The organism is Streptomyces callyspongiae (genome assembly GCF_047200695.1).
GTDB lineage: Bacteria > Actinomycetota > Actinomycetes > Streptomycetales > Streptomycetaceae > Streptomyces.
Genome location: NZ_JBJZOM010000018.1, coordinates 50,527 through 70,278, shown reverse-complemented (window position 1 = coordinate 70,278; position 19,752 = coordinate 50,527). Strand labels below are relative to the sequence as shown.

Here is a 19,752-nt window from a genome sequence, read left to right as displayed (position 1 = left end):
GGGGCCGTTAGCATTGACGTCCGCGCCGCGCAAGCATGGGGAAGGTTACATGACGGACCACGTCGACTCAGTGCCCGCGAAATTCGCCAAACTCGGGCTGACCTACGACGATGTGCTGCTCCTGCCGGGAGAGTCGGAGATGGCTCCGCAGGACATCGACACCTCCTCGCTCGTGTCGCGCAACGTGCGGGTGAACGTTCCGCTGCTGTCGGCGGCCATGGACAAGGTCACCGAGGACCGGATGGCGATCGCCATGGCGCGTCAGGGCGGCGTAGGTGTGCTGCACCGCAACCTCTCCATCGAGGGCCAGGCGGCGCAGGTCGACCGGGTCAAGCGTTCCGAGTCCGGCATGGTCGCCGACCCGATCACCATCGGCCCCGAGGCCACGCTGCGGGAGGCCGACGAACTGTGCGGCCGGTTCCGCATCAGCGGCGTACCGGTCACGGACGGCGCGGGGAAGCTGCTCGGCATCGTCACCAACCGCGACATGGCCTTCGAGCTGGACCGCAGTCGCCAGGTCCGCGAGGTCATGACGCCGATGCCGCTCGTCACCGGCAGGGTGGGCATCTCCCGGCCGGACGCCATGGAGCTGCTGCGCCGGCACAAGATCGAGAAGCTGCCGCTGGTCGACGGCGACGGCGTACTCAAGGGCCTCATCACGGTGAAGGACTTCGTGAAGGCCGAGCAGTACCCGAACGCCGCCAAGGACGCCGAGGGCCGCCTGCTCGTCGGTGCCGCGGTCGGCGTCGCGGGCGACGCGTACGACCGGGCCCAGGCACTCATCGAGGCGGGGGCCGACTTCATCGTGGTGGACACCGCGCACGGGCACTCCCGGCTCGTCGGCGACATGGTCGCCAAGATCAAGTCCAACGCCCCGGTCGACGTCGTCGGCGGCAACGTGGCGACGAAGGAGGGCGCCAAGGCGCTGATCGACGCGGGCGCGGACGGCATCAAGGTCGGCGTCGGCCCGGGATCCATCTGCACCACCCGTGTGGTCGCCGGTATCGGCGTGCCGCAGGTCACCGCGATCCACGAGGCTTCGCAGGCGGCGGCGGAGGCCGGTGTGCCCGTGATCGGCGACGGCGGTCTCCAGTACAGCGGCGACATCGCGAAGGCCCTGGTCGCCGGCGCGGACACCGTCATGCTCGGCAGCCTGCTCGCCGGCTGCGAGGAGTCGCCCGGGGAGCTGCTGTTCATCAACGGCAAGCAGTTCAAGTCCTACCGGGGCATGGGCTCGCTGGGCGCCATGCAGACCCGCGGCGACCAGCGCTCCTTCTCCAAGGACCGCTACTTCCAGGAGGAGGTCGGCGCGGACGACAAGCTGATCCCGGAGGGGGTCGAGGGCCAGGTCGCCTACCGCGGCCCGCTCTCCTCCGTGGTGCACCAGCTCGTCGGCGGGCTGAAGCAGTCCATGTTCTACGTCGGCGGGCGCACCGTGCCGCAGATGAAGGAACGCGGGCAGTTCGTCCGCATCACCGCGGCGGGGCTGAAGGAGAGCCACCCGCACGACATCCAGATGACGACGGAGGCGCCGAACTACACGCGGCGCTGACCGCGGCACCCCTCCCAGCGGTGTTCCAGCCCGTGGCCGGTACGGTCACGGGCTGCGGCACGTCCGGGATACTGGGGCCGCACTCGCACACAGGAAGGCTCACACGTGACTGAGATCGAGATCGGGCGCGGCAAGCGCGGTCGCAAGGCGTACGCGTTCGACGACATCGCCGTGGTGCCGAGCCGGCGTACCCGCGACCCCGAGGAGGTCTCGATCGCCTGGCAGATCGACGCCTACCGGTTCGAGCTCCCCTTCCTCACCGCTCCCATGGACTCGGTCGTCTCGCCGCAGACCGCCATCCGCATCGGTGAGCTCGGTGGCCTCGGGGTGCTCAACCTCGAGGGACTGTGGACCCGTTACGAGGACCCGGAGCCGCTGCTCGCGGAGATCTCGGAGCTCGACGACGCCGAGGCGAACCGCCGGATGCAGGAGATCTACGAGGAGCCGATCAAGGAGGAGCTGATCGGTCGGCGCATCAAGGAGGTGCGGGACGCCGGTGTCGTCACCGCCGCCGCCCTGTCGCCGCAGCGCACCGCGCAGTTCTCCAAGGCCGTGGTGGACGCCGGCGTGGACCTGTTCGTGATCCGCGGGACGACCGTGTCCGCCGAGCACGTCTCGGGCCGCGCCGAGCCGCTGAACCTCAAGCAGTTCATCTACGAACTGGACGTCCCGGTGATCGTCGGCGGCTGTGCGACGTACACGGCCGCGCTGCACCTGATGCGCACCGGCGCGGCCGGGGTGCTGGTCGGTTTCGGCGGCGGTGCCGCGCACACCACGCGGAACGTGCTGGGTATCCAGGTGCCGATGGCCACCGCCGTCGCGGACGTGGCGGCGGCGCGCCGCGACTACCTGGACGAGTCCGGCGGCCGGTACGTTCACGTGATCGCCGACGGCGGTGTCGGCTGGTCCGGCGACCTGCCGAAGGCCGTCGCCTGCGGCGCGGACGCGGTGATGATGGGCTCGCCGCTGGCGCGGGCGACGGACGCGCCGGGCCGCGGCCACCACTGGGGCATGGAGGCCGTGCACGAGGACGTGCCGCGCGGCAAGCGGATGGACCTGGGCACGGTCGGCACCACGGAGGAGGTGCTGCTCGGCCCCTCGCACACGCCCGACGGTTCGATGAACTTCTTCGGCGCGCTGCGGCGGGCGATGGCGACCACCGGCTACTCCGACCTGAAGGAGTTCCAGCGCGTCGAGGTGACGGTCGCGCGGTCGCGCTGACGTTCTCCCGCCCGGGGCTGCACGCCGGTACGCCGCCGCGGACCGGCGTGCGGTCCCGCGCGGAACTCACAGCCGGTGGGCGGCCCCGGCGGGGCTCACGCCCCGGGTGTCGAGCAGCAGCCGGCACTTGGCCGCCAGCCCCTGCAGGTCGTAGCAGCGGTGGTGCTGCAGGAGCACTGTCAGGTCCGCCGCCCCCGCCGCCTCGTACAGTGCGTCGGCCCGCGGTACGGCTGTGCCCGCGGCCTCCCACCGCGGTACGTAGGGGTCGTGGAAGGACACGTCCGCTCCCAGGTCCCGCAGCCGTGCGGCGATCTCGCCCGCGGGGGCCCCGGCCTGGTCCGGCAGGTCCGGTTTGTAGGTGACCCCGAGCAGCAGGACCCGGGCCCCCCGGGCGGACTTTCCGTGCTCGTTGAGGAGGGCGGCGGCCCGCTGGGTGACGTAGCGCGGCATTCGGGCGTTGACCTCCTGGGCGAGCTCCACCATCCGCAGCGGGTAGCCGAGGGAGCGGCTGGGGTAGGACAGGTGGTTTGGGTCGATGGGCACGCTGTGCCCGCCCACGCCGGGCCCGGGCCGGAAGGCCTGGAAGCCGAAGGGCTTGGTCTCGGCGCAGCGGATGACGTCCCACAGGTCGACCCCGATGTCGTGGCAGAACACCGCCATCTCGTTGATCAGCGCGATGTTGATCTGCCGGTAGTTGGTCTCCAGCAGCGCTGTCGTCTCCGCCTCCCGCGGGCCGCGTGCCCGCACCACCTTCTCCGTCAGCCTCCCGTAGAAGGCGGCCGCCGCCTCGGTGCAGGCGGGTGTGAGGCCGCCGATGACCTTGGGGATGCGGGCGTACGGGGGGACGGTGCTGCCGGGGTCGAGGCGGTCGGGTGCGCAGGCGAGGTGGAAGTCGGCGCCGGCGCGGAGTCCGGAGCCCTCCTCCAGCACCGTGCGCAGGAACTCCTCGGTGCTGCCGGGGTACACCCGGGACTCCAGGACGACGGTGGTGCGCGGGCGCAGCACCGTCGCCAGGGTCCGGGCGGCGGCGCGGACCGGGCGGAGGTCGAGCGTGCGGTCGGTGCCCAGCGGGGTGTCGACGCAGATGACGACGGTGCGCACCCGTCCCAGGACGGCGGGGTCGTCGGTGGTGCGGAATCCGGCGGACAGCATGCGCCGCAGGTCCGGCGCGGTGAGGGAGCCGTCCGCGGGCGGGCGTCCGGCGGCGAGGTCGCGGACCGCGGCGGGGTCCGGGTCGTAGCCGACGGTGCCGATGCCGGCGGCCGTGGCGGCGCGCGCGAGTGGGAGACCCGAATGGCCCAGGCCGAGCACGGCGAGATCTGCGGGCGTGGTGGCGGACATCTCTTCCCCCGGTGGGTCGGCATGACGGACGAAGAAAGCGCTGTCAGGTTAAGGGGCAATATGACAGGAATGTGGTATTGCCCGACGCGGCGGCGCTGCGGGACGGCCGAAGTGGTGCGAATGGGGGACCATCGGGAAAGGAGTGGGAAGGGATGCAGGTGCGACGGCACGGAGCAGGCACGACGCCCGGGTACGCAGCGGGCACGCGGCACCCCGGCACCACCGGCGGCGGCCCGGCACCGGCTGAGAACCCGACCGACCCGAGGAGGACACGGTGAGGACAGCGACACTGGGACCGGAGCAGCGCACCGCGGCACTGGCCGGGATGGCCGAGCGCGAACTGGACGTGCTCGTCGTCGGGGCGGGCGTCGTGGGTGCCGGGACGGCCCTGGACGCCGCTACCCGCGGACTGTCCACCGGCATCGTGGAAGCCCGCGACTGGGCCTCCGGGACCTCCAGTCGCTCCAGCAAGCTGATCCACGGCGGGCTGCGGTACCTGGAGATGCTCGACTTCGGCCTGGTGCGGGAGGCCCTGAAGGAACGCGGCCTGCTGCTGGAGCGCATCGCTCCGCACCTGGTCAAGCCCGTCCCGTTCCTCTACCCCCTGCAGCACAAGGGCTGGGAGCGCTTCTACGCCGGCTCCGGCGTGGCGCTCTACGACGCGATGTCGCTCTCCTCCGGGCACGGCCGCGGCCTGCCGAGGCACCGTCACCTCTCCCGCAGCCGGGCGCTGCGCATCGCCCCTTGCCTCAGGAAGGACGCGTTGGTCGGCGCACTCCAGTACTACGACGCGCAGATGGACGACGCCCGCTACGTCGCCACGCTCGTCCGCACCGCCGCCCGGTACGGGGCGCACGCAGCCAACCGGGCCCGGGTGGTCGGCTTCCTGCGCGAGGGGGAGCGGGTGGTCGGCGCGCGGGTGCGCGACCTCGAACAGGGCGGCGAGTACGAGGTCCGCGCCCGGCAGGTCGTCAACGCCACCGGGGTGTGGACGGACGACACCCAGAGCCTGATCGCCGAACGCGGCCAGTTCCACGTGCGTGCGTCCAAGGGCATCCACCTGGTGGTCCCCAAGGACCGGATCAACTCCAGCACCGGACTCATCCTGCGCACCGAGAAGAGCGTGCTCTTCGTCATCCCCTGGGGCCGGCACTGGGTCATCGGCACCACCGACACCGACTGGGACCTGGACAAGGCCCACCCGGCGGCGTCCAGCGCCGACATCGACTACCTCCTCGAACACGTCAACGCCGTGCTGTCGCTGCCGCTCACCCGGGACGACGTGGAGGGCGTGTACGCGGGCCTGCGACCGCTGCTGGCGGGCGAGTCGGAGGCCACCAGCAAGCTCTCCCGGGAGCACACCGTCGCGCACCCGGTGCCCGGCCTGGTGGTGGTCGCGGGCGGCAAGTACACGACGTACCGGGTGATGGCCAAGGACGCGGTGGACGAGGCGGTGCACGGCCTGGACCACCGGGTCGCCGACTGCTGCACGGAGGACGTGCGGCTGGCCGGGGCGGAGGGCTACCGCGCGATGTGGAACGCCAGGGCGCGCATCGCCGCCCGCACCGGGCTGCACGTCGTCCGCGTCGAGCATCTGCTGGGGCGCTACGGGTCGTTGACGGAGGAATTGCTCGAACTCATCGCCCGCGAGCCGCACCTGGGGGAACCGCTGCCCGCGGCGGACGACTACCTCAAGGCGGAGATCGTCTACGCCTGCACCCACGAGGGCGCGCGCCACCTGGACGACGTGCTGACCCGGCGCACCCGCATCTCCATCGAGACCTTCGACCGCGGTACCCGCAGCGCCCGCGAGTGCGCGGAGTTGATGGCACCCGTCCTCGGCTGGGACGCGGAGCAGGTCGAGCGCGAGGTGGAGCACTACCGGAAGCGGGTGGAGGCGGAACGGGAGTCGCAGCGGCAGCCCGACGACCTGACGGCCGATGCCGCCCGGCTCGGCGCCCCCGACATCGTCCCGCGCTAGCGCCCGCTCTCTCGCGACGGCCTCCCCGCACCCTCCCCGGGAGTGCGGGGAGGCCGTGCCCGGGTGCACCGGACAGCTGTCCGTGGGTCACAATGGGGTCACTGCCGGCGGGTTGGACGGCTGCGCGAGGGGAAGCAAGAGTTTTCATGGGCCAGGACGTGGAGGAGGGCCGCCTCGTCGGCGGCCGGTACCGGATCGACGGTGTGCTGGGCCGCGGTGGCATGGGCACCGTGTGGCGCGGACGTGACGAGACCCTGGGGCGCCCCGTCGCGGTGAAGGAGCTCCGGTTCCCGTCGAGCGTGGACGACGACGAGAAGCAGCGGCTCATCACCCGCACCAGGCGCGAGGCCAAAGCCATCGCGCGGATCCGCAGCGGCAGCGCCGTCACCGTCTTCGACGTGGTCGACGAGGACGACCGGCCCTGGATCGTGATGGAGCTCGTCGAGGGCTGCTCGCTCGCCGACCGCATCCGCAAGGACGGCCCGCTGACGCCCCGTCGCGCCGCGGAGGTCGGCCTGGCGGTGCTCGACGTGCTGCGCGCGGCGCACCGGGAGGGCATCCTGCACCGGGACGTGAAGCCGTCCAACGTGCTGCTGGAGGAGGACACCGACCGGGTCGTGCTCACCGACTTCGGTATCGCCAAGGTCGAGGGCGACCCGTCCGTCACCTCCACCGGCATGCTCGTCGGCGCGCCCTCCTACATCTCGCCCGAGAGAGCGCGCGGCAAGCCGCCGGGCCCGCCGGCCGACCTGTGGTCGCTCGGCGGCCTGCTGTACGCGGCGGTGGAGGGGCGTCCCCCGTACGACAAGGGGTCCGCGCTGTCCACGCTGACCGCTGTGATGACGGAGCCGCTGCCGCCGCCCGAGAAGGCGGGCGAGCTCGAGGAGTGCATCCAGGGCCTGCTGGAGAAGGACCCGGAGAAGCGGCTGGACGTCGACGGGGCGCACGTGTTGCTGGAGGCCGTCGCCTCGGGCGCCGCGGCCGTGCCGGTGGTGCCGGACGCGACCACCACGGTCGCTCTCCCGCCCGCTCCCGACGAGGACGCCCCCGGCGGCACGTCGGACGCCCCGGAAGAGCGGAAGAAGGACGCACCGGCGGGCACCGGCACGTCCGGGGCGGCGTCCCGTACCGGCGGTTCCGCGGACGCGAAGGCCGGCGGGACCGGCAGTGGTTCCCGGGGGCGTACGCAGGCCGCCGCGGCCGCGCCGCCCGCACCGGACCGCCCGGGGCTGCTCGCCGCCGCGCGTGGGAGGACTGCCGGGCGGGTGCCGCTGGTGGTCGGACTCGCCGTGGTCCTGCTGCTCGTCATCGGGGCCGTCTTCGTGTTCGGCGACGGCGAGGGGTCGGGCAACGGCGGTGGGGCCGCGGAGGCGAGCACCGGCGCCGACGCGCAGCCCGGCGGGAAGGAGCCGTCCGCCGACACCTCGGGCAAGGGCGGCGAGGAGGAATCCCCCGCACAGTCCGGCGCACCGGGCGGCACCGGTGGGAACGGCTCGGAGGGCGGTTCCGGGAACGGCGACGACGACAGCGGGAGCGGCGGCAAGCAGCACGGTGTCCGCCTCCCGGCGGGCTACACCTGGGTGACGGACTCCCGGTTCCACTTCCGTGTCGCCATGCCCGAGGACTTCTCGCGCTTCGCCATCGCCGGGAAGGGCTCCGGCGGCAAGTACGCCGGGCCCGACAAGGGCTACCCGCGCCTGCAGATCGACTGGACCGACAGCCCCGGCGACGACGCGCTCACCGCCTGGCAGCAGCTGGAGCCCGCGCTGGAGGACGAGACCGGGTACCGGCGGGTGTCGATGAAGCCGATCCCGTGGCGCGACTACCCCACCGTCGCCGACTGGGTCTTCGAGTACGAGGCAGGCGGCACCCGGCTGCGGGCCCTCAACCGCGGATTCAAGGTCGACGACGACCAGGGGCACGCGATCCTGGTGACCTGTCGCGCCGACGCCTGGAACGGCAAGGCCTGCAAGACGCTGCGTGACACGGCGTTCCGCACCTTCACGCCGCGGTGACGTCGCGTCGGCCGGCGTGGAGCCCCTGAGGTGCCACCGTGCACAGCGGGGGACGGCGGACCGCGGCAGCACGTATCGTGAGAGGCCGGGGACCGTCCGCATTCGGAACACGCCGGTTTCCGAACGGATGTGACGCCGCGGTACGGCTGCGCGGGCACGGTGGGGAGGCGCTGTGGAGGACATGGGGTACGAGGGCCCTTTGCTCGCCGATCGGTACCGGTTGCCGCGACCGGCGACCGACCGTCCCGAACACCCCTGCACCGCCTACGACACGGCGAGCGGCCAGGAGGTCCGGCTGTGGCGCGTGCTGCTGCCGGAGGTCGTCGACGCCGAGGTCGTCGATCACGGTGAGGCGGCGGGGAGGAGCTCGCGGCCGGGGCGTCGCGCCGACGGGGGAGCGGGCAGTGCCACCCGGCGTCCCGCCGATCCGGCGGTCCGGCGTGCCGTCGAGGCGGCACTCGCCGCGTCCCGCATACCCGACCACCCCCGGCTCGACCAGGTGTACGACGTGTTCGTCGCCGACGACGCGCTCTGGATCGTCGCCGAACTCCTTCCCGCCAGGCCGCTCGCGGAACTGATCGCCCGTCGGCCGCTGTCCCCGCACCGCGCGGCCGAGATCGCCGACGACGTGCTCTCGGCGCTGCGCACGCTGCACGGGCAGGGCTGGGTCCACCGGAACGTCACCGCCGCCACGGTCCTCGTCTGCGACGACGGGCGTGCCATGCTGACCGGCCTGGCGGCGGGCGCGGCGCAGGAGGCGCTGTGCGGCGAGGACCCGCTGCCCGACCCTTCACGCGTCCCGGACCAGCCGCGCGGCGCCATACCCGCGGCAGCCGGCTCCGGCCGCGGAGCCGGGCCCGGAGCCGCGGGACGTGCGGGGGCGGCGGAAGGGCCGCTGCCGGCGGGGTTCCGCCGGGGCGACTCCCTGTCCCCCGCCCGCCGGGACCGTGTGCCGCAGGCGCCTGCCCGCCTCTCCGCGGGGGAGGAGCAGGGGCCCGCCGCGCGGGCGGCCCGGCGCGGTGCCATCGCGGCCTACCGCGCCGGCACGCAGGCCGCTTCGGCCCGGGTGGCCGCCGAGGCGCGCGACCGTGACGGCGGTGCGGACGCCCGCGACGGCGACGGTGCTGAGGCCGGCAGGCCCTACGGTCCGCTGGGGCGTCCCTACGGCCCGGACCGCCCCGCCCCGTCTCCCACCGGCCGGAATCCGGTGCGCGGGGCCGGAATCGAGGCGGAGGGCGGTGCCGCTCTTCCGGGGCCCCGGTACGGCGAGAGCCGTCCGGTGCCCGCACCCTGGCCGACGGCAGCGGCACCCCGCGAGGCGCCCGCCCGCGGGGCGGACACCGCTCCGGGCGAGGACGGCCGCTACCGCGGTCCCACCACCGCGCTCGCGGCCGAGCGTGCCCGCCACGCACGGATGACGGTGGTCGGTCCCGTCACCGAGCGGTGGTCGCCCGAGCAGGCCGGGCCCGTGCACGCGCACTGGCGGCTGGCGCCGCCCGTCGGTCCCGCCGCGGACCTGTGGGCGCTCGGTGTCCTGCTGTTCCGCAGCGTGCAGGGGTACGCCCCCTACCCCGAGGACGAGGCGCCGGCCCTGGTGCAGCGGGTCTGCGCCGAAGCACCGGCGCCCGCCGAGGAGTGCGGGGCGCTGCGGCCGGTCGTGGAGTCGCTGCTGCGGCAGGACCCCACCGAGCGTCCCGGGCCGGAGGTCTTGCGCGGCTGGCTGCGTTCGCTGATCCGCTCCGCGCCGGAGCCGGACGTCGGCCGGTACACCCTGCTCGCTCCGCCGTTGCCGGCACCGAGACGGTCCGCGGATCCGCGGCGGTTGCCCACCGTGCGGCGCCGCGGCGAACTGGTTCCCGGGCGCCGCTCCGACCGGAGCGCCCGACGGGAGCCGCAGCGCCGGGCGGGCCGGGAGCGCCGCCCGGCGCGGCCCGACGGCCACCGGGCGCTGCGTGAGGCGCACGCCGAGCAGGCGCCGCAACCTCGAAAGCCGTCGCGGCACCGCCATTCGTCCCAGCGGGCCGGGCGCAGCCCGCGGAGCCTCGGGCGGCTGCTGCTCGGTGGCATTCTGCTGCTGCTCACGGCGGCCGTGCTCTACGCGATGTGGTTCATGCCGCAGCGGAACTCCTCGGACCCCACCGAGCGGCGCAGTTCCGTCGAGGCGCCCCGGCCGCAGGCCCCTGCCGGGAGCGGTTCCCCGCAGGAGGAGTCCGGCCGGGGCGAGCCCCGGGGCGACGACAGCGACGACACCAGCCCCCAAGCGTCCCGGCCGGCGGCCCCCGCGGAGGGGTTCCGCCTGCACGAGGACCGGGAGGGGTTCCGCCTCGCGGTGCCCGAGGGGTGGCGCCGCAGCGGCCCCGACGGGCAGGGGCGGGTGCGGTTCGCGCAGGGCGCCTTCACCATGACGGTGGTCCCGGGCCGGGACGCGGCGCGGGAGTTCGGCGCCGTCCCGATGGCCTACCAGAACGACGACGAACCGGAACTCGAGGCCTTCCGGGCCTCCGAGTGGGCCTCCGCCTCGGGCCTGCGGCGGATCGACGTCGGCGACACCGCGATGGCCGAGGGCACCTTCACCTGGCAGGCCTCCGGAGGAGAGGTGTACGCGCGCAACCGGGCGACGCTCCTCGACGGGCGCTACCATCTGCTGCTCGTGACAGGGCCGGAGGACGAGTCCGACGCGGTCGACCGCTGGTTCGAGGGTGCGGCCGACACCTACCGGGCCGGCCGCTGAGCGGGCTCGCCGGGCCCGTACCGCGGCCGTCGCGCCAGTGATCGCCGGCGCGGCGGTAAAGGACCGGTGAAGACCGGTTACCGACGGGTATACAGTGTGCGGCCCCGACCGTACTCTGCGCGCATGACGGACTCGCAGGACACGGTCACCCCCGACGCCGCCTCCGACGCGGATGCGCCCGCCGCCTCCGCGCCCGACGGCGGCAACCCGGTCGCCCCGGCCCCGGCCGACGCGCGGTCCGCCGCCGACGTCGTCACCCCGGAACTGGTCGCCCGGCTCGCCCTCGGCGTCGTCGGCTCCGGCCGCACCGCGAACCACACCCCTTGGACCGGGGAGCAGCTCGCCCAGCTGCCCGAGTCCACCCCCGGGGACGTCGCCATCGCCTTCTCCCGTGCCCGTGAGGCCCAGCCCGCCTGGGCCGCCCGCCGCACCCGGGACCGTGCCGCCGTCCTCCTCCGCTTCCACGACCTGCTGATGGCACGCCAGGACGAGGTCCTCGACCTGGTGCAGCTGGAGACGGGCAAGGTGCGGCTGCACGCGCACGAGGAGCTGCTCGCGGTGGCCGTCGCCGCGCGCCACTACGGCCGCAAGGCCGCCTCCTACCTGCGCCCCAAGGGCCACACCGGAGCCGTGCCGGTGCTGACCAAGGTCACCGAACTGCGCCACCCCCGCGGTGTCGTCGGGCAGATCGCGCCGTGGAACTACCCCCTCGAACTGTCCGTCGGCGACGCGCTGCCCGCACTCGTCGCCGGCAACGCCCTGGTCATGAAGCCCGACACCGAGACCGCGCTGACCGCCCTGTGGGCCCGGGAACTGCTCATCGAGGCCGGACTGCCGTCCGAGGTCTTCCACGTGGTGCTCGGCGACGGTCCGGTCGTCGGCCGCGCGGTCGTCGACGGCGCCGACTACGTCTCCTTCACCGGCTCCACCCGCACCGGCAGGGAAGTCGGCCGGCGGGCCGCGGAGCGGCTGGTCGGCAGCTCCCTCGAACTCGGCGGCAAGAACGCCATGCTGGTCCTCGAGGACGCCGACCTCGACAGGGCGGCGGAAGGAGCGGTCCGCGCCGCGTTCTCCTCCGCAGGTCAGCTGTGCGTCTCCGTCGAGCGGCTGTACGTCCACGCATCCGTCGCCGACGACTTCCTGGAGCGTTTCGTCGCCCGCACCCGCGCCGTGCGGCTGGGCCGCCACCTGGCCTACGGCGCGGAGATGGGGTCCCTGGCCTCCGAGCGCCAACTGGAGGCGGTGCGCGGCCATGTCGAGGAGGCCGTCGCCAAGGGCGCAACCGTCCTCGCGGGCGGCCGCGCCCGGCCGGACGTGGGACCGCTGTTCTACGAGCCGACCGTCCTCGACGGCGTGCGCGCCCCCATGGCCGTCTGCGAGGACGAGACCTTCGGCCCGGTCGTCTCCGTCTACCGGTTCACCGACGAGGACGAGGTGATCGACCGCGCCAACAGCACGCCGTACGGGCTGAACTCCAGCGTCTGGAGCAGCAGTGCCCGCCGAGCCCACCGGGTCGCGGCCCGGCTGCGCACCGGCACGGTCAACATCAACGAGGGCTACGCGCCCGGCTACGGGAGCGTGCAGTCCCCGATGGGCGGCATGGGCGACTCGGGCCTTGGCCGCCGCCACGGCGCCGAGGGCATCCTCAAGTTCACCGAACCGCAGACCGTCGCGCACCAGCGCCTGCTGCCGATGGCTCCGTCCCTGGGCATGAGCGACGCCTCCTACGCCGCCTTCATGACCACGTCCCTGAAGGCCCTCAAGCTGCTCCGCTTCCGCTGACCGAAGGAGACAGGCCCCCGTGCACGCGTACGACTATGACGTGATCGTCGTCGGCTCCGGATTCGGCGGCTCGGTGTCCGCCCTGCGCCTCACCGAGAAGGGCTACTCGGTGGGCGTCCTGGAGGCCGGCCGCCGCTTCACCCGCGAAACCCTGCCCAAGAACTCGTGGGACGTGCGGAACTACCTGTGGGCGCCCGCTCTCGGGCTCTACGGCATCCAGCGCATCCACCTGATGGACAACGTGATGATCCTGGCGGGCGCGGGGGTCGGCGGCGGCTCGCTCAACTACGCCAACACCCTGTACGTCCCGCCGCCCGCCTTCTTCCAGGACAGCCAGTGGGGTCACATCACCGACTGGCAGGACGAGTTGAAGCCGTTCTACGACCAGGCGCAGCGGATGCTGGGCGTCCGCGTCAACCCGACGACGACCCCGTCGGACAGGCACCTGAAGGCCGCCGCGGAACGGATGGGCGTCGGCGACACCTTCCACATGGCGCCGGTCGGGGTGTTCTTCGGCGACGGGCAGGACGCCGACGGCAGCGTGCGCGGCGCGGCGGGCACCGAGGTGCCCGATCCGTACTTCGGCGGCGCCGGACCCGACCGCCGCGCCTGCACCGAGTGCGGCGAGTGCATGACGGGCTGCCGGCACGGTGCGAAGAACACCCTCACCGAGAACTACCTCCACCTGGCGGAGCGGGCGGGGGCCGTCGTGCACCCCATGACCACCGTCACCGGGCTGCGGGAGGACCCCGAGGGCGGCTTCGAGGTGCGCACCGTGCCGACCGACAGGCGGAAGCAGAAGCCCGCCGTGCTGCGGGCCCGCCGCGTCGTGGTCGCAGCCGGCACCTACGGCACCCAGAGCCTGCTGCACCGCATGCGGGACAGCGGGGACCTGCCCCGGCTGTCCGCACGCCTGGGCGAACTCACCCGCACCAACTCCGAGGCACTGGTGGGAGCGCAGACCGACAACCGCCGGTACCGCAGGAAGTTCGGGCGCGACGCCGAACTCGACTTCACCCGCGGTGTCGCCATCACCTCCTCCATCCATCCCGACGACCACACCCACATCGAGCCCGTCCGCTACGGCAAGGGCTCCAACGCCATGGGCATGCTGACGACGCTCCAGGTGCGCCACGGAACCCGGCTGCCGCGGCTGCTCGCGCACCTGCTCACCCACCTGCGGCACCCGATACTGGCGCTGCGGCTGCTGTCGAAGCGGAAGTGGTCCGAGCGCATCATCATCGGCCTGGTGATGCAGACCCTCGACAACTCGCTGACGACGTACCGGAAGACGAAGGGGCTCGGCAAAGGACTGCTCACCGCCCGGCAGGGACACGGCGCCCCCAATCCGCTGTTCATCCCGGAGGGAGCCGAGGCCGCCCGCCACCTGGCCGACGAGATCAACGGCTTCCCCGGCAGCAACATCGGTGAGGCGATGGGCACCCCGCTGACCGCGCACTTCCTCGGCGGCTGCCCGATCGGCACCGACGCCGGGAGCGGCGTCATCGATCCCTACCACCGGGTCCACGGGCACCCGGGGATCTCCGTCGTCGACGGTGCGGCCGTCTCCGCGAACCTCGGGGTCAACCCGTCCTTGACCATCACGGCACAGGCGGAGCGTGCGATGGCGCTGTGGCCCAACAAGGGCGAGGAGGACCCCCGTCCGGAGCAGGACGCGGCGTACGTGCGCCTGGCCCCGGTCGCGCCCGTCTCTCCCGCCGTGCCGCAGGACGCCTTCGGCGCCCTGCGGCTGCCCGTCCTGCCGGTGCCGGCGGTGCCGCCGAAGAAACCTGCCGCCGAGGGCGAGGAGCCCTCTCCGGCGGACCCTCCGGCGGACCGGCCGGGAGAGTCGACCGGCGGGGTCTCGTAGAGCATCCGGGGAACGGTCGATCGGCGGGTCCGTTCCCCGGGCGGTCAGCCCTCCGGCGGGAAGCGGAGCACCGCACCGATGCCGTCCGGGAGGTCCGTGCCGCGAGGCACGACAGCCACCCCGGCCCCGGTCTGCGCGCCGGTCTTCAGCAGGAGTGCCTCGCGCGCCACCGATCGGCCCCGCTCGATCAGCAGGGTGTCGACGGCGCCGCTCTCGGCCGCCTTCATCACCTGCGGGTCGCCGCGTGTCGCAAGCCCCTTCGCGTCGGCCTCGTACAACCGGGACGCCTGGTCCTCCGCGGCCCGGTCCGTGAACCGTGCGGCGATCCGCAACACCTCGTCGCGGAGCGCCTCCTCGGCCCGGTCGTCCTCACGCCCACCGCGATCGGTCTCCTCCAGCAACGGGTGAAGGGCCGGCAACTGCTCCCGGACGGCCGTGCGTCCCTGTACCTCACCGGCGAGGACGACGACGTCCGGCCGGAACCGGGCGACGGCGGTGTCGACGGCTGCGGAGATCTCCTTGGCGTTCTGCCGCACGGCCTCGTCGGCCCGGCGCTGGATGCGCCGGTGCGCCAGCGCGCCCTCCCGGATGTGGTGGGGCCGCTCGACCGCGTCGCCCCGTACTTCCTCCCGGGCCGTTTCGTCCGGCGCGTGGTCGGCTGCGACGACCAGCCGCCGCAGCTCGGCGTCCTCCTGGCCGGCGATGACGAGCAGCACCCGCACGGCCTCGGACGCCTCCCGCACGTGCGGTCCGAGCTCCGGCAGTACGCCGGAGAACGCGGCATCCCCGGCGCCGAGGGCGGCGTCCCACGGTTCGTCGAGTACGACACCGCCCGCCGTGGCCACCAGGACGCGGCCGTTCGTCTGCTCCTCACCGAAGCGTCCCTCGTCCAGCGCTTCTTCGACCGCGTCCAGCGCGGACCCCTCGGCGTCGCGGGCCTCCAGCCGTTCGCGCAGGTCCCGCCACCGCAGCCGCACCTGCTTCGCCGCATCCTCACCGGGAGAACGGCCCTCCAGATACACCGTCACGAACGGCCCCTCGTGCGCGTACACGGACTTCAGCTCGCTGAGTTCCATGATCTGCCCCAATAAACGCTCTGTGGTCCTCGACATCTCCCGGACGGACGTGTCCGTCGAAGACCGACGGCCGTGCGCCCTCCGGGATGTTCCGAGTACCCCGATGGCGCTCGGTAAACGTGCAGGTGGGGAGCGTCGTGCCCGTCAGGTGCGGCGGCGGGCGCCGTACACCACCGCCGCCGCTCCCAGCGTCACCGCGGCGACGCCGACCGGGGCAAGGGTGCGCAGCGGCGAGGTGCCGGTGGCGGCCAGCGCCCCGTCGGTCTGCGGGACCGGTCGGGCGCGCCGCGCCTCCCGGCGGAGGAGCTGCGGGGCGGTGGCGCCCTGCGGACGGGCCGCGGCGGTCGCCCGGGGGGCCGGCCCGTTCCCGGTGATCTCGAACCGGTACCACTCGTTGTCGTACACGCAGTCGCTGGTGCGGGTGCCGGGGTCGAACTTCCAGAGGGTGCTGAAGGCGAGGGCTCCCGCCCCGCCCGGCGGGGTGTCGGGCGCCAGCTCCAGCCGGAGCAGCATCTCGTACCGCCGCCCCGCCTCGATGTCGGTGTAGGTGTACACGCCGCCCGGCGCGGACGCCGCGCGCCACCGTTCGTCGTTCCGGTCGAAGTAGTGGACGGCGACGTGCCGTCGGGCCCGTGTCCAGTCGGACTCGTCGCTGCCGTCCCGCAGCGCGACCGCCATGCCGAACTGCACGTGGGCGGCGTCCTCGCCCGCGGTGTTGTCGAGCACGACGGTGAACGGTTCGGAGGTGGTGCCCGCCCCGACCGTGGCGGGGAGGCCCGTCACGCGTACGTCGAAGTCCGCCACACCGCACAGGTCGTTGGGTCTGTCGCGGTCCGGGCTCCCGCTCGTCGACGGCTCGGGGGAGTCGCTGCCGGCGGTGGCGGCGGGGGAGCCCGGGGAGGTCGTGGCTGCCGTTGGCGTGCCCGATGCCTCCGGCGGGGACGAGTCGTCCGCCGGGGGCGCCGGGTCCGATTCCGGCGGGTCCGCCGGGGCCGCGGGGGACGACGCCGTTGCCGAGGGCCGGAGAGTCGTCGGGGGTGCCGTGCTCGCTGCGGACGGCGGCGGGGTCGCGAGCGGACTGCCGGAGACCGTTCCGGTGGGCGCCGGTGTCGCGCCGGGAGAGGTCGAGGGGACGGGCGCCGGGCTGCCCGCGCCGTCCCCGCCGCCCGCGGCGAGCGCGGCGGGGGCAGCGGTGAGGCCTGCGGCGACGAACAGAGCCGCCCAGGCGGTGGTGTTCCGTGCGCGGCGGAGGGTCATGGGGGTCCTCGTCCGGTCCGTGGTTCGCGGAGCCCGCGCGCGGGTGGGGCAGGGCGGCCGACTCGTCTGCGGGGTCACCGTAAGGGCAGGAGCCTTCCCGTGTCAGCCGATCTCCCCGAGCCGCCCGGTGCCTGCCGAACGGTCAGGGCCCCGGGGCGACGGCCGGGGTGGGGCAGCCGTCGCCCCGGGCCCTGCGCGCAGTACGCGGCGTCAGGGGCGCCGGTACCGGGGGACGGCGGCGCCGGGGGAGGGAAGGCGCCGCCGCGTTCCTGGGATTCCGCGGGCGTCCGCGGAGCGGTCGGTCCAGGGCGTCCCCGGGACCGACCGCTGGGTCCCCCTGCCTCGGCAAGGGGTTCGCGACCGGGCTGCTGTCCCCTGCGGTCCGGTCGCGTCACCGGAGCGGGGTCCCACGACGCGCGTTCCCCCACCCGGGGTCCACGGGCGTCTCACCACTCCGGTGGCACCGCCCCTCTGCCGTCGGCGCCCGGTCGGCACAAGGACACCTGCTTCAACGAAGGCCTCCGGCGGTGGTCACGCTCCGGACGGGTGAGTCCGCTTCCGCGAAGGGCGCTCCCGGAGCCCGGCAGGCGGAGACGGCAGCCGTATCTCAGGCGCGTCCCCGGCACAGCTCGAGCAGGTTCATCGCCACGGCAGTGCCCGGTCGTCCCAGCTCGGAGCGGTAGCGGGCGAGGATCTCCATCTCGCGCGCCAGGTGGACGCGGCGCCCGCCGGCCGCGATCCGTGCCTGCTGGATGGCGGCCGAGACCGTCATCCGTTCGCGCACCAGGGCGATGATCTGTTCGTCCAGTGCGTCGATCCGCGCGCGGGTGCCGGCGATCCCGGCGTCGGTGGTGTCGGCGGCCGTCACGGTACCGGCGGTCGTCGTGGTGGTGCTGGTCATGGATGCCTCCTGGGGTGCGGGGCCCCGGCTGCCGTCGGCCCGGAGGCGGAGCAACGCAGGCGCCCCGGGCCGTGGCCGGCCCGGGGCGCCTGGGAAGTCGCTCGTCAGTGGTTCACACGGCGACCATGGCAGCCGGACGGGCCGGTGCCATAGATAAACGCGAAGGTCGCCTGCGTGAACATGCGGCCCAGTATGCCCCAGCCCCGCGACCTCCTTCCAGCACCCTTCGCCCACCCCGTCCCGGCGCGTCCGGGTCCGTCGTTCCGGCGCCCGGTCCGGCCCGTGGGCGAGCGGGGAACCGGCCGTGCGCGTCCCGGTAGACTGGCGGGCACACCCCGCTCCACCGCCGAAAGGCCACCCGACTTGCGCGACACCGCCCAGACCGCAGCCGCCCCGGACACCGTGCTGGTCGTCGACTTCGGCGCGCAGTACGCCCAGCTCATCGCCCGCCGTGTGCGCGAGGCCCGGGTCTACAGCGAGGTGGTCCCCTCCACCATGCCCGTGGCCGAGATGCTCGCCAGGGAGCCGATGGCGATCATCCTCTCGGGCGGTCCCTCCTCCGTGTACGCGGACGAGGCCCCCACCATCGATCGCGCGCTCTTCGAGGCCGGGGTGCCCGTCTTCGGCATGTGCTACGGCTTCCAGCTGATGGCGCAGGCCCTGGGCGGCACGGTCGACAACACCGGCAGCCGCGAGTACGGCCGCACCGACCTGCACGTCTCGCAGCCCGGTTCCTCCCTCTTCGAGGGCACCCCGGACGAGCAGCAGGTCTGGATGTCGCACGGGGACGCCTGCTCCGCCGCCCCCGCGGGCTTCACTGTCACCGCGTCCACGGACCTGGTGCCCGTCGCCGCCTTCGAGGACGACGAGCGGCGGCTGTACGGCGTGCAGTACCACCCCGAGGTCATGCACTCCACACACGGCCAGCAGGTCCTGGAGCACTTCCTCCACCGGGGCGCCGGCATCACCCCGTCCTGGACGACCACCAGCATCGTGGACGAGCAGGTCGAGGCGATCCGGGAGCAGGTCGGCGGCAAGCGCGCGATCTGCGGGCTCTCCGGCGGCGTCGACTCCGCGGTGGCCGCAGCGCTCGTCCAGAAGGCCATCGGCACGCAGCTGACCTGCGTCTACGTGGACCACGGCCTGATGCGCCAGGGCGAGACGGAGCAGGTCGAGAAGGACTTCGTGGCCGCCACCGGTGTGCAGCTGAAGGTGGTCGACGCCGCGGACCGCTTCCTCGCCGCCCTCGCCGGGGTCAGCGACCCCGAGGAGAAGCGGAAGATCATCGGCCGCGAGTTCATCCGGGTCTTCGAGCAGGCACAGGCCGGGCTGGTCGCGGAGGCGGGCGAGGCGGGCGAGGACGTCGCCTTCCTCGTGCAGGGGACGCTCTACCCGGATGTCGTGGAGTCCGGCGGCGGCACCGGCACCGCGAACATCAAGTCCCACCACAACGTGGGCGGGCTCCCCGAGGACCTCGAGTTCGAGCTGGTCGAGCCGCTGCGCAAGCTGTTCAAGGACGAGGTCCGGATGGTCGGCCAGGAGCTCGGCCTGCCGGAGGACATCGTCCAGCGCCAGCCGTTCCCCGGCCCCGGGCTGGGCATCCGCATCATCGGCGAGGTCACCCGCGAGCGCCTGGACGTGCTGCGCGCGGCCGACGCCGTGGTGCGTGAGGAGCTGACCGCCGCCGGTCTGGACCGGCAGATCTGGCAGTGCCCCGTCGTGCTGCTCGCCGACGTCCGCTCGGTCGGCGTGCAGGGGGACGGCCGCACCTACGGCCATCCGGTCGTCCTGCGGCCGGTCTCCTCCGAGGACGCCATGACGGCCGACTGGTCCCGTCTGCCGTACGACGTGCTGGGGCGCATCTCCACGCGCATCACCAACGAGGTGCGGGACGTCAACCGCGTCACGCTCGACGTCACCAGCAAGCCGCCGGGCACCATCGAGTGGGAGTGACCGGGGCCGCTGCCCACCGCTCCCACCGGTCCTGACGCGCCGCCGCCCGATCCGTCGAGCGGCGGCGTCGCC

At 73.8% G+C, this 19,752-nt stretch carries 12 protein-coding genes; 8 read left to right on the top strand and 4 right to left on the bottom strand.

Annotated elements, in window-relative coordinates:
* Positions 1-49: 49 nt before the first annotated feature.
* Positions 50-1,552 carry an IMP dehydrogenase gene (gene guaB / locus ACL06G_RS17705; protein WP_412786968.1) on the top strand — a complete coding sequence of 501 codons (1,503 nt, stop codon included), beginning with the start codon at positions 50-52 and terminating at the stop codon, positions 1,550-1,552.
* A 105-nt stretch (positions 1,553-1,657) separates the two neighbouring features.
* Positions 1,658-2,773 carry a GuaB3 family IMP dehydrogenase-related protein gene (locus tag ACL06G_RS17700; protein WP_412786969.1) on the top strand — a complete coding sequence of 372 codons (1,116 nt, stop codon included), beginning with the start codon at positions 1,658-1,660 and terminating at the stop codon, positions 2,771-2,773.
* A 66-nt stretch (positions 2,774-2,839) separates the two neighbouring features.
* On the opposite strand, the gene ACL06G_RS17695 is transcribed toward ACL06G_RS17700, so the two are convergent.
* Positions 2,840-4,114, bottom strand: a complete 1,275-nt coding sequence (locus ACL06G_RS17695; RefSeq protein ID WP_412786970.1) for a nucleotide sugar dehydrogenase — start codon at positions 4,112-4,114, stop codon at positions 2,840-2,842.
* 274 nt (positions 4,115-4,388) lie between these two features.
* On the opposite strand from ACL06G_RS17695, the gene ACL06G_RS17690 reads away from it, so the two are divergent.
* From ACL06G_RS17690 to ACL06G_RS17670, 5 genes are all read left to right on the top strand, one after another.
* Entirely contained in the window at positions 4,389-6,095 is a 1,707-nt protein-coding gene (locus ACL06G_RS17690; protein WP_412836305.1) for a glycerol-3-phosphate dehydrogenase/oxidase, read from the top strand.
* 146 nt (positions 6,096-6,241) lie between these two features.
* A complete protein-coding gene (locus tag ACL06G_RS17685) occupies positions 6,242-8,110 on the top strand; it encodes a serine/threonine-protein kinase (protein WP_412836304.1) in 1,869 nt (622 codons plus the stop codon).
* A gap of 181 nt (positions 8,111-8,291) precedes the next feature.
* Positions 8,292-10,841 (top strand): serine/threonine kinase C-terminal domain-containing protein, encoded by a 2,550-nt coding sequence (locus tag ACL06G_RS17680; protein ID WP_412836312.1) that lies wholly within the window; start codon positions 8,292-8,294, stop codon positions 10,839-10,841.
* Between the two features lie 123 nt (positions 10,842-10,964).
* Positions 10,965-12,623: a succinic semialdehyde dehydrogenase gene (locus tag ACL06G_RS17675; protein WP_412786973.1), complete on the top strand. Its 1,659-nt coding sequence runs from the start codon at positions 10,965-10,967 to the stop codon at positions 12,621-12,623.
* 19 nt (positions 12,624-12,642) lie between these two features.
* On the top strand, positions 12,643-14,493 hold the full coding sequence (locus ACL06G_RS17670) for a GMC oxidoreductase (RefSeq protein WP_412836303.1): 1,851 nt from the start codon (positions 12,643-12,645) through the stop codon (positions 14,491-14,493).
* A 44-nt stretch (positions 14,494-14,537) separates the two neighbouring features.
* Here ACL06G_RS17670 and ACL06G_RS17665 read toward each other — a convergent pair whose 3' ends face one another.
* The 3 genes from ACL06G_RS17665 to ACL06G_RS17655 all read right to left on the bottom strand — a co-directional run bounded on the left by ACL06G_RS17665 (position 14,538) and on the right by ACL06G_RS17655 (position 17,727).
* Positions 14,538-15,605 carry a baeRF2 domain-containing protein gene (locus tag ACL06G_RS17665; RefSeq protein ID WP_412786975.1) on the bottom strand — a complete coding sequence of 356 codons (1,068 nt, stop codon included), beginning with the start codon at positions 15,603-15,605 and terminating at the stop codon, positions 14,538-14,540.
* Between the two features lie 108 nt (positions 15,606-15,713).
* The gene (locus tag ACL06G_RS17660) at positions 15,714-16,826 is read right to left on the bottom strand and encodes a hypothetical protein (RefSeq protein ID WP_412836302.1); all 1,113 of its coding nucleotides are present in this window, start codon (positions 16,824-16,826) and stop codon (positions 15,714-15,716) included.
* A 607-nt stretch (positions 16,827-17,433) separates the two neighbouring features.
* Positions 17,434-17,727 (bottom strand): chorismate mutase, encoded by a 294-nt coding sequence (locus ACL06G_RS17655; RefSeq protein ID WP_412786977.1) that lies wholly within the window; start codon positions 17,725-17,727, stop codon positions 17,434-17,436.
* A gap of 363 nt (positions 17,728-18,090) precedes the next feature.
* Between ACL06G_RS17655 and guaA the strand changes: the two genes are divergently transcribed.
* A complete protein-coding gene (gene guaA, locus ACL06G_RS17650) occupies positions 18,091-19,680 on the top strand; it encodes a glutamine-hydrolyzing GMP synthase (protein WP_412836301.1) in 1,590 nt (529 codons plus the stop codon).
* Positions 19,681-19,752 lie beyond the last annotated feature (72 nt).

What these genes read in the sequence shown, in the direction of transcription:
- guaB (WP_412786968.1), top strand. Translation starts at nt 50, where the DNA reads ATGACGGACCACGTCGACTCAGTGCCCGCGAAATTCGCCAAACTCGGG.
- ACL06G_RS17695 (WP_412786970.1), bottom strand. Translation starts at nt 4,114, where the DNA reads ATGTCCGCCACCACGCCCGCAGATCTCGCCGTGCTCGGCCTGGGCCAT.
- ACL06G_RS17685 (WP_412836304.1), top strand. Translation starts at nt 6,242, where the DNA reads ATGGGCCAGGACGTGGAGGAGGGCCGCCTCGTCGGCGGCCGGTACCGG.
- ACL06G_RS17680 (WP_412836312.1), top strand. Translation starts at nt 8,292, where the DNA reads ATGGGGTACGAGGGCCCTTTGCTCGCCGATCGGTACCGGTTGCCGCGA.
- ACL06G_RS17675 (WP_412786973.1), top strand. Translation starts at nt 10,965, where the DNA reads ATGACGGACTCGCAGGACACGGTCACCCCCGACGCCGCCTCCGACGCG.
- ACL06G_RS17665 (WP_412786975.1), bottom strand. Translation starts at nt 15,605, where the DNA reads ATGTCGAGGACCACAGAGCGTTTATTGGGGCAGATCATGGAACTCAGC.
- ACL06G_RS17660 (WP_412836302.1), bottom strand. Translation starts at nt 16,826, where the DNA reads ATGACCCTCCGCCGCGCACGGAACACCACCGCCTGGGCGGCTCTGTTC.
- ACL06G_RS17655 (WP_412786977.1), bottom strand. Translation starts at nt 17,727, where the DNA reads ATGACCAGCACCACCACGACGACCGCCGGTACCGTGACGGCCGCCGAC.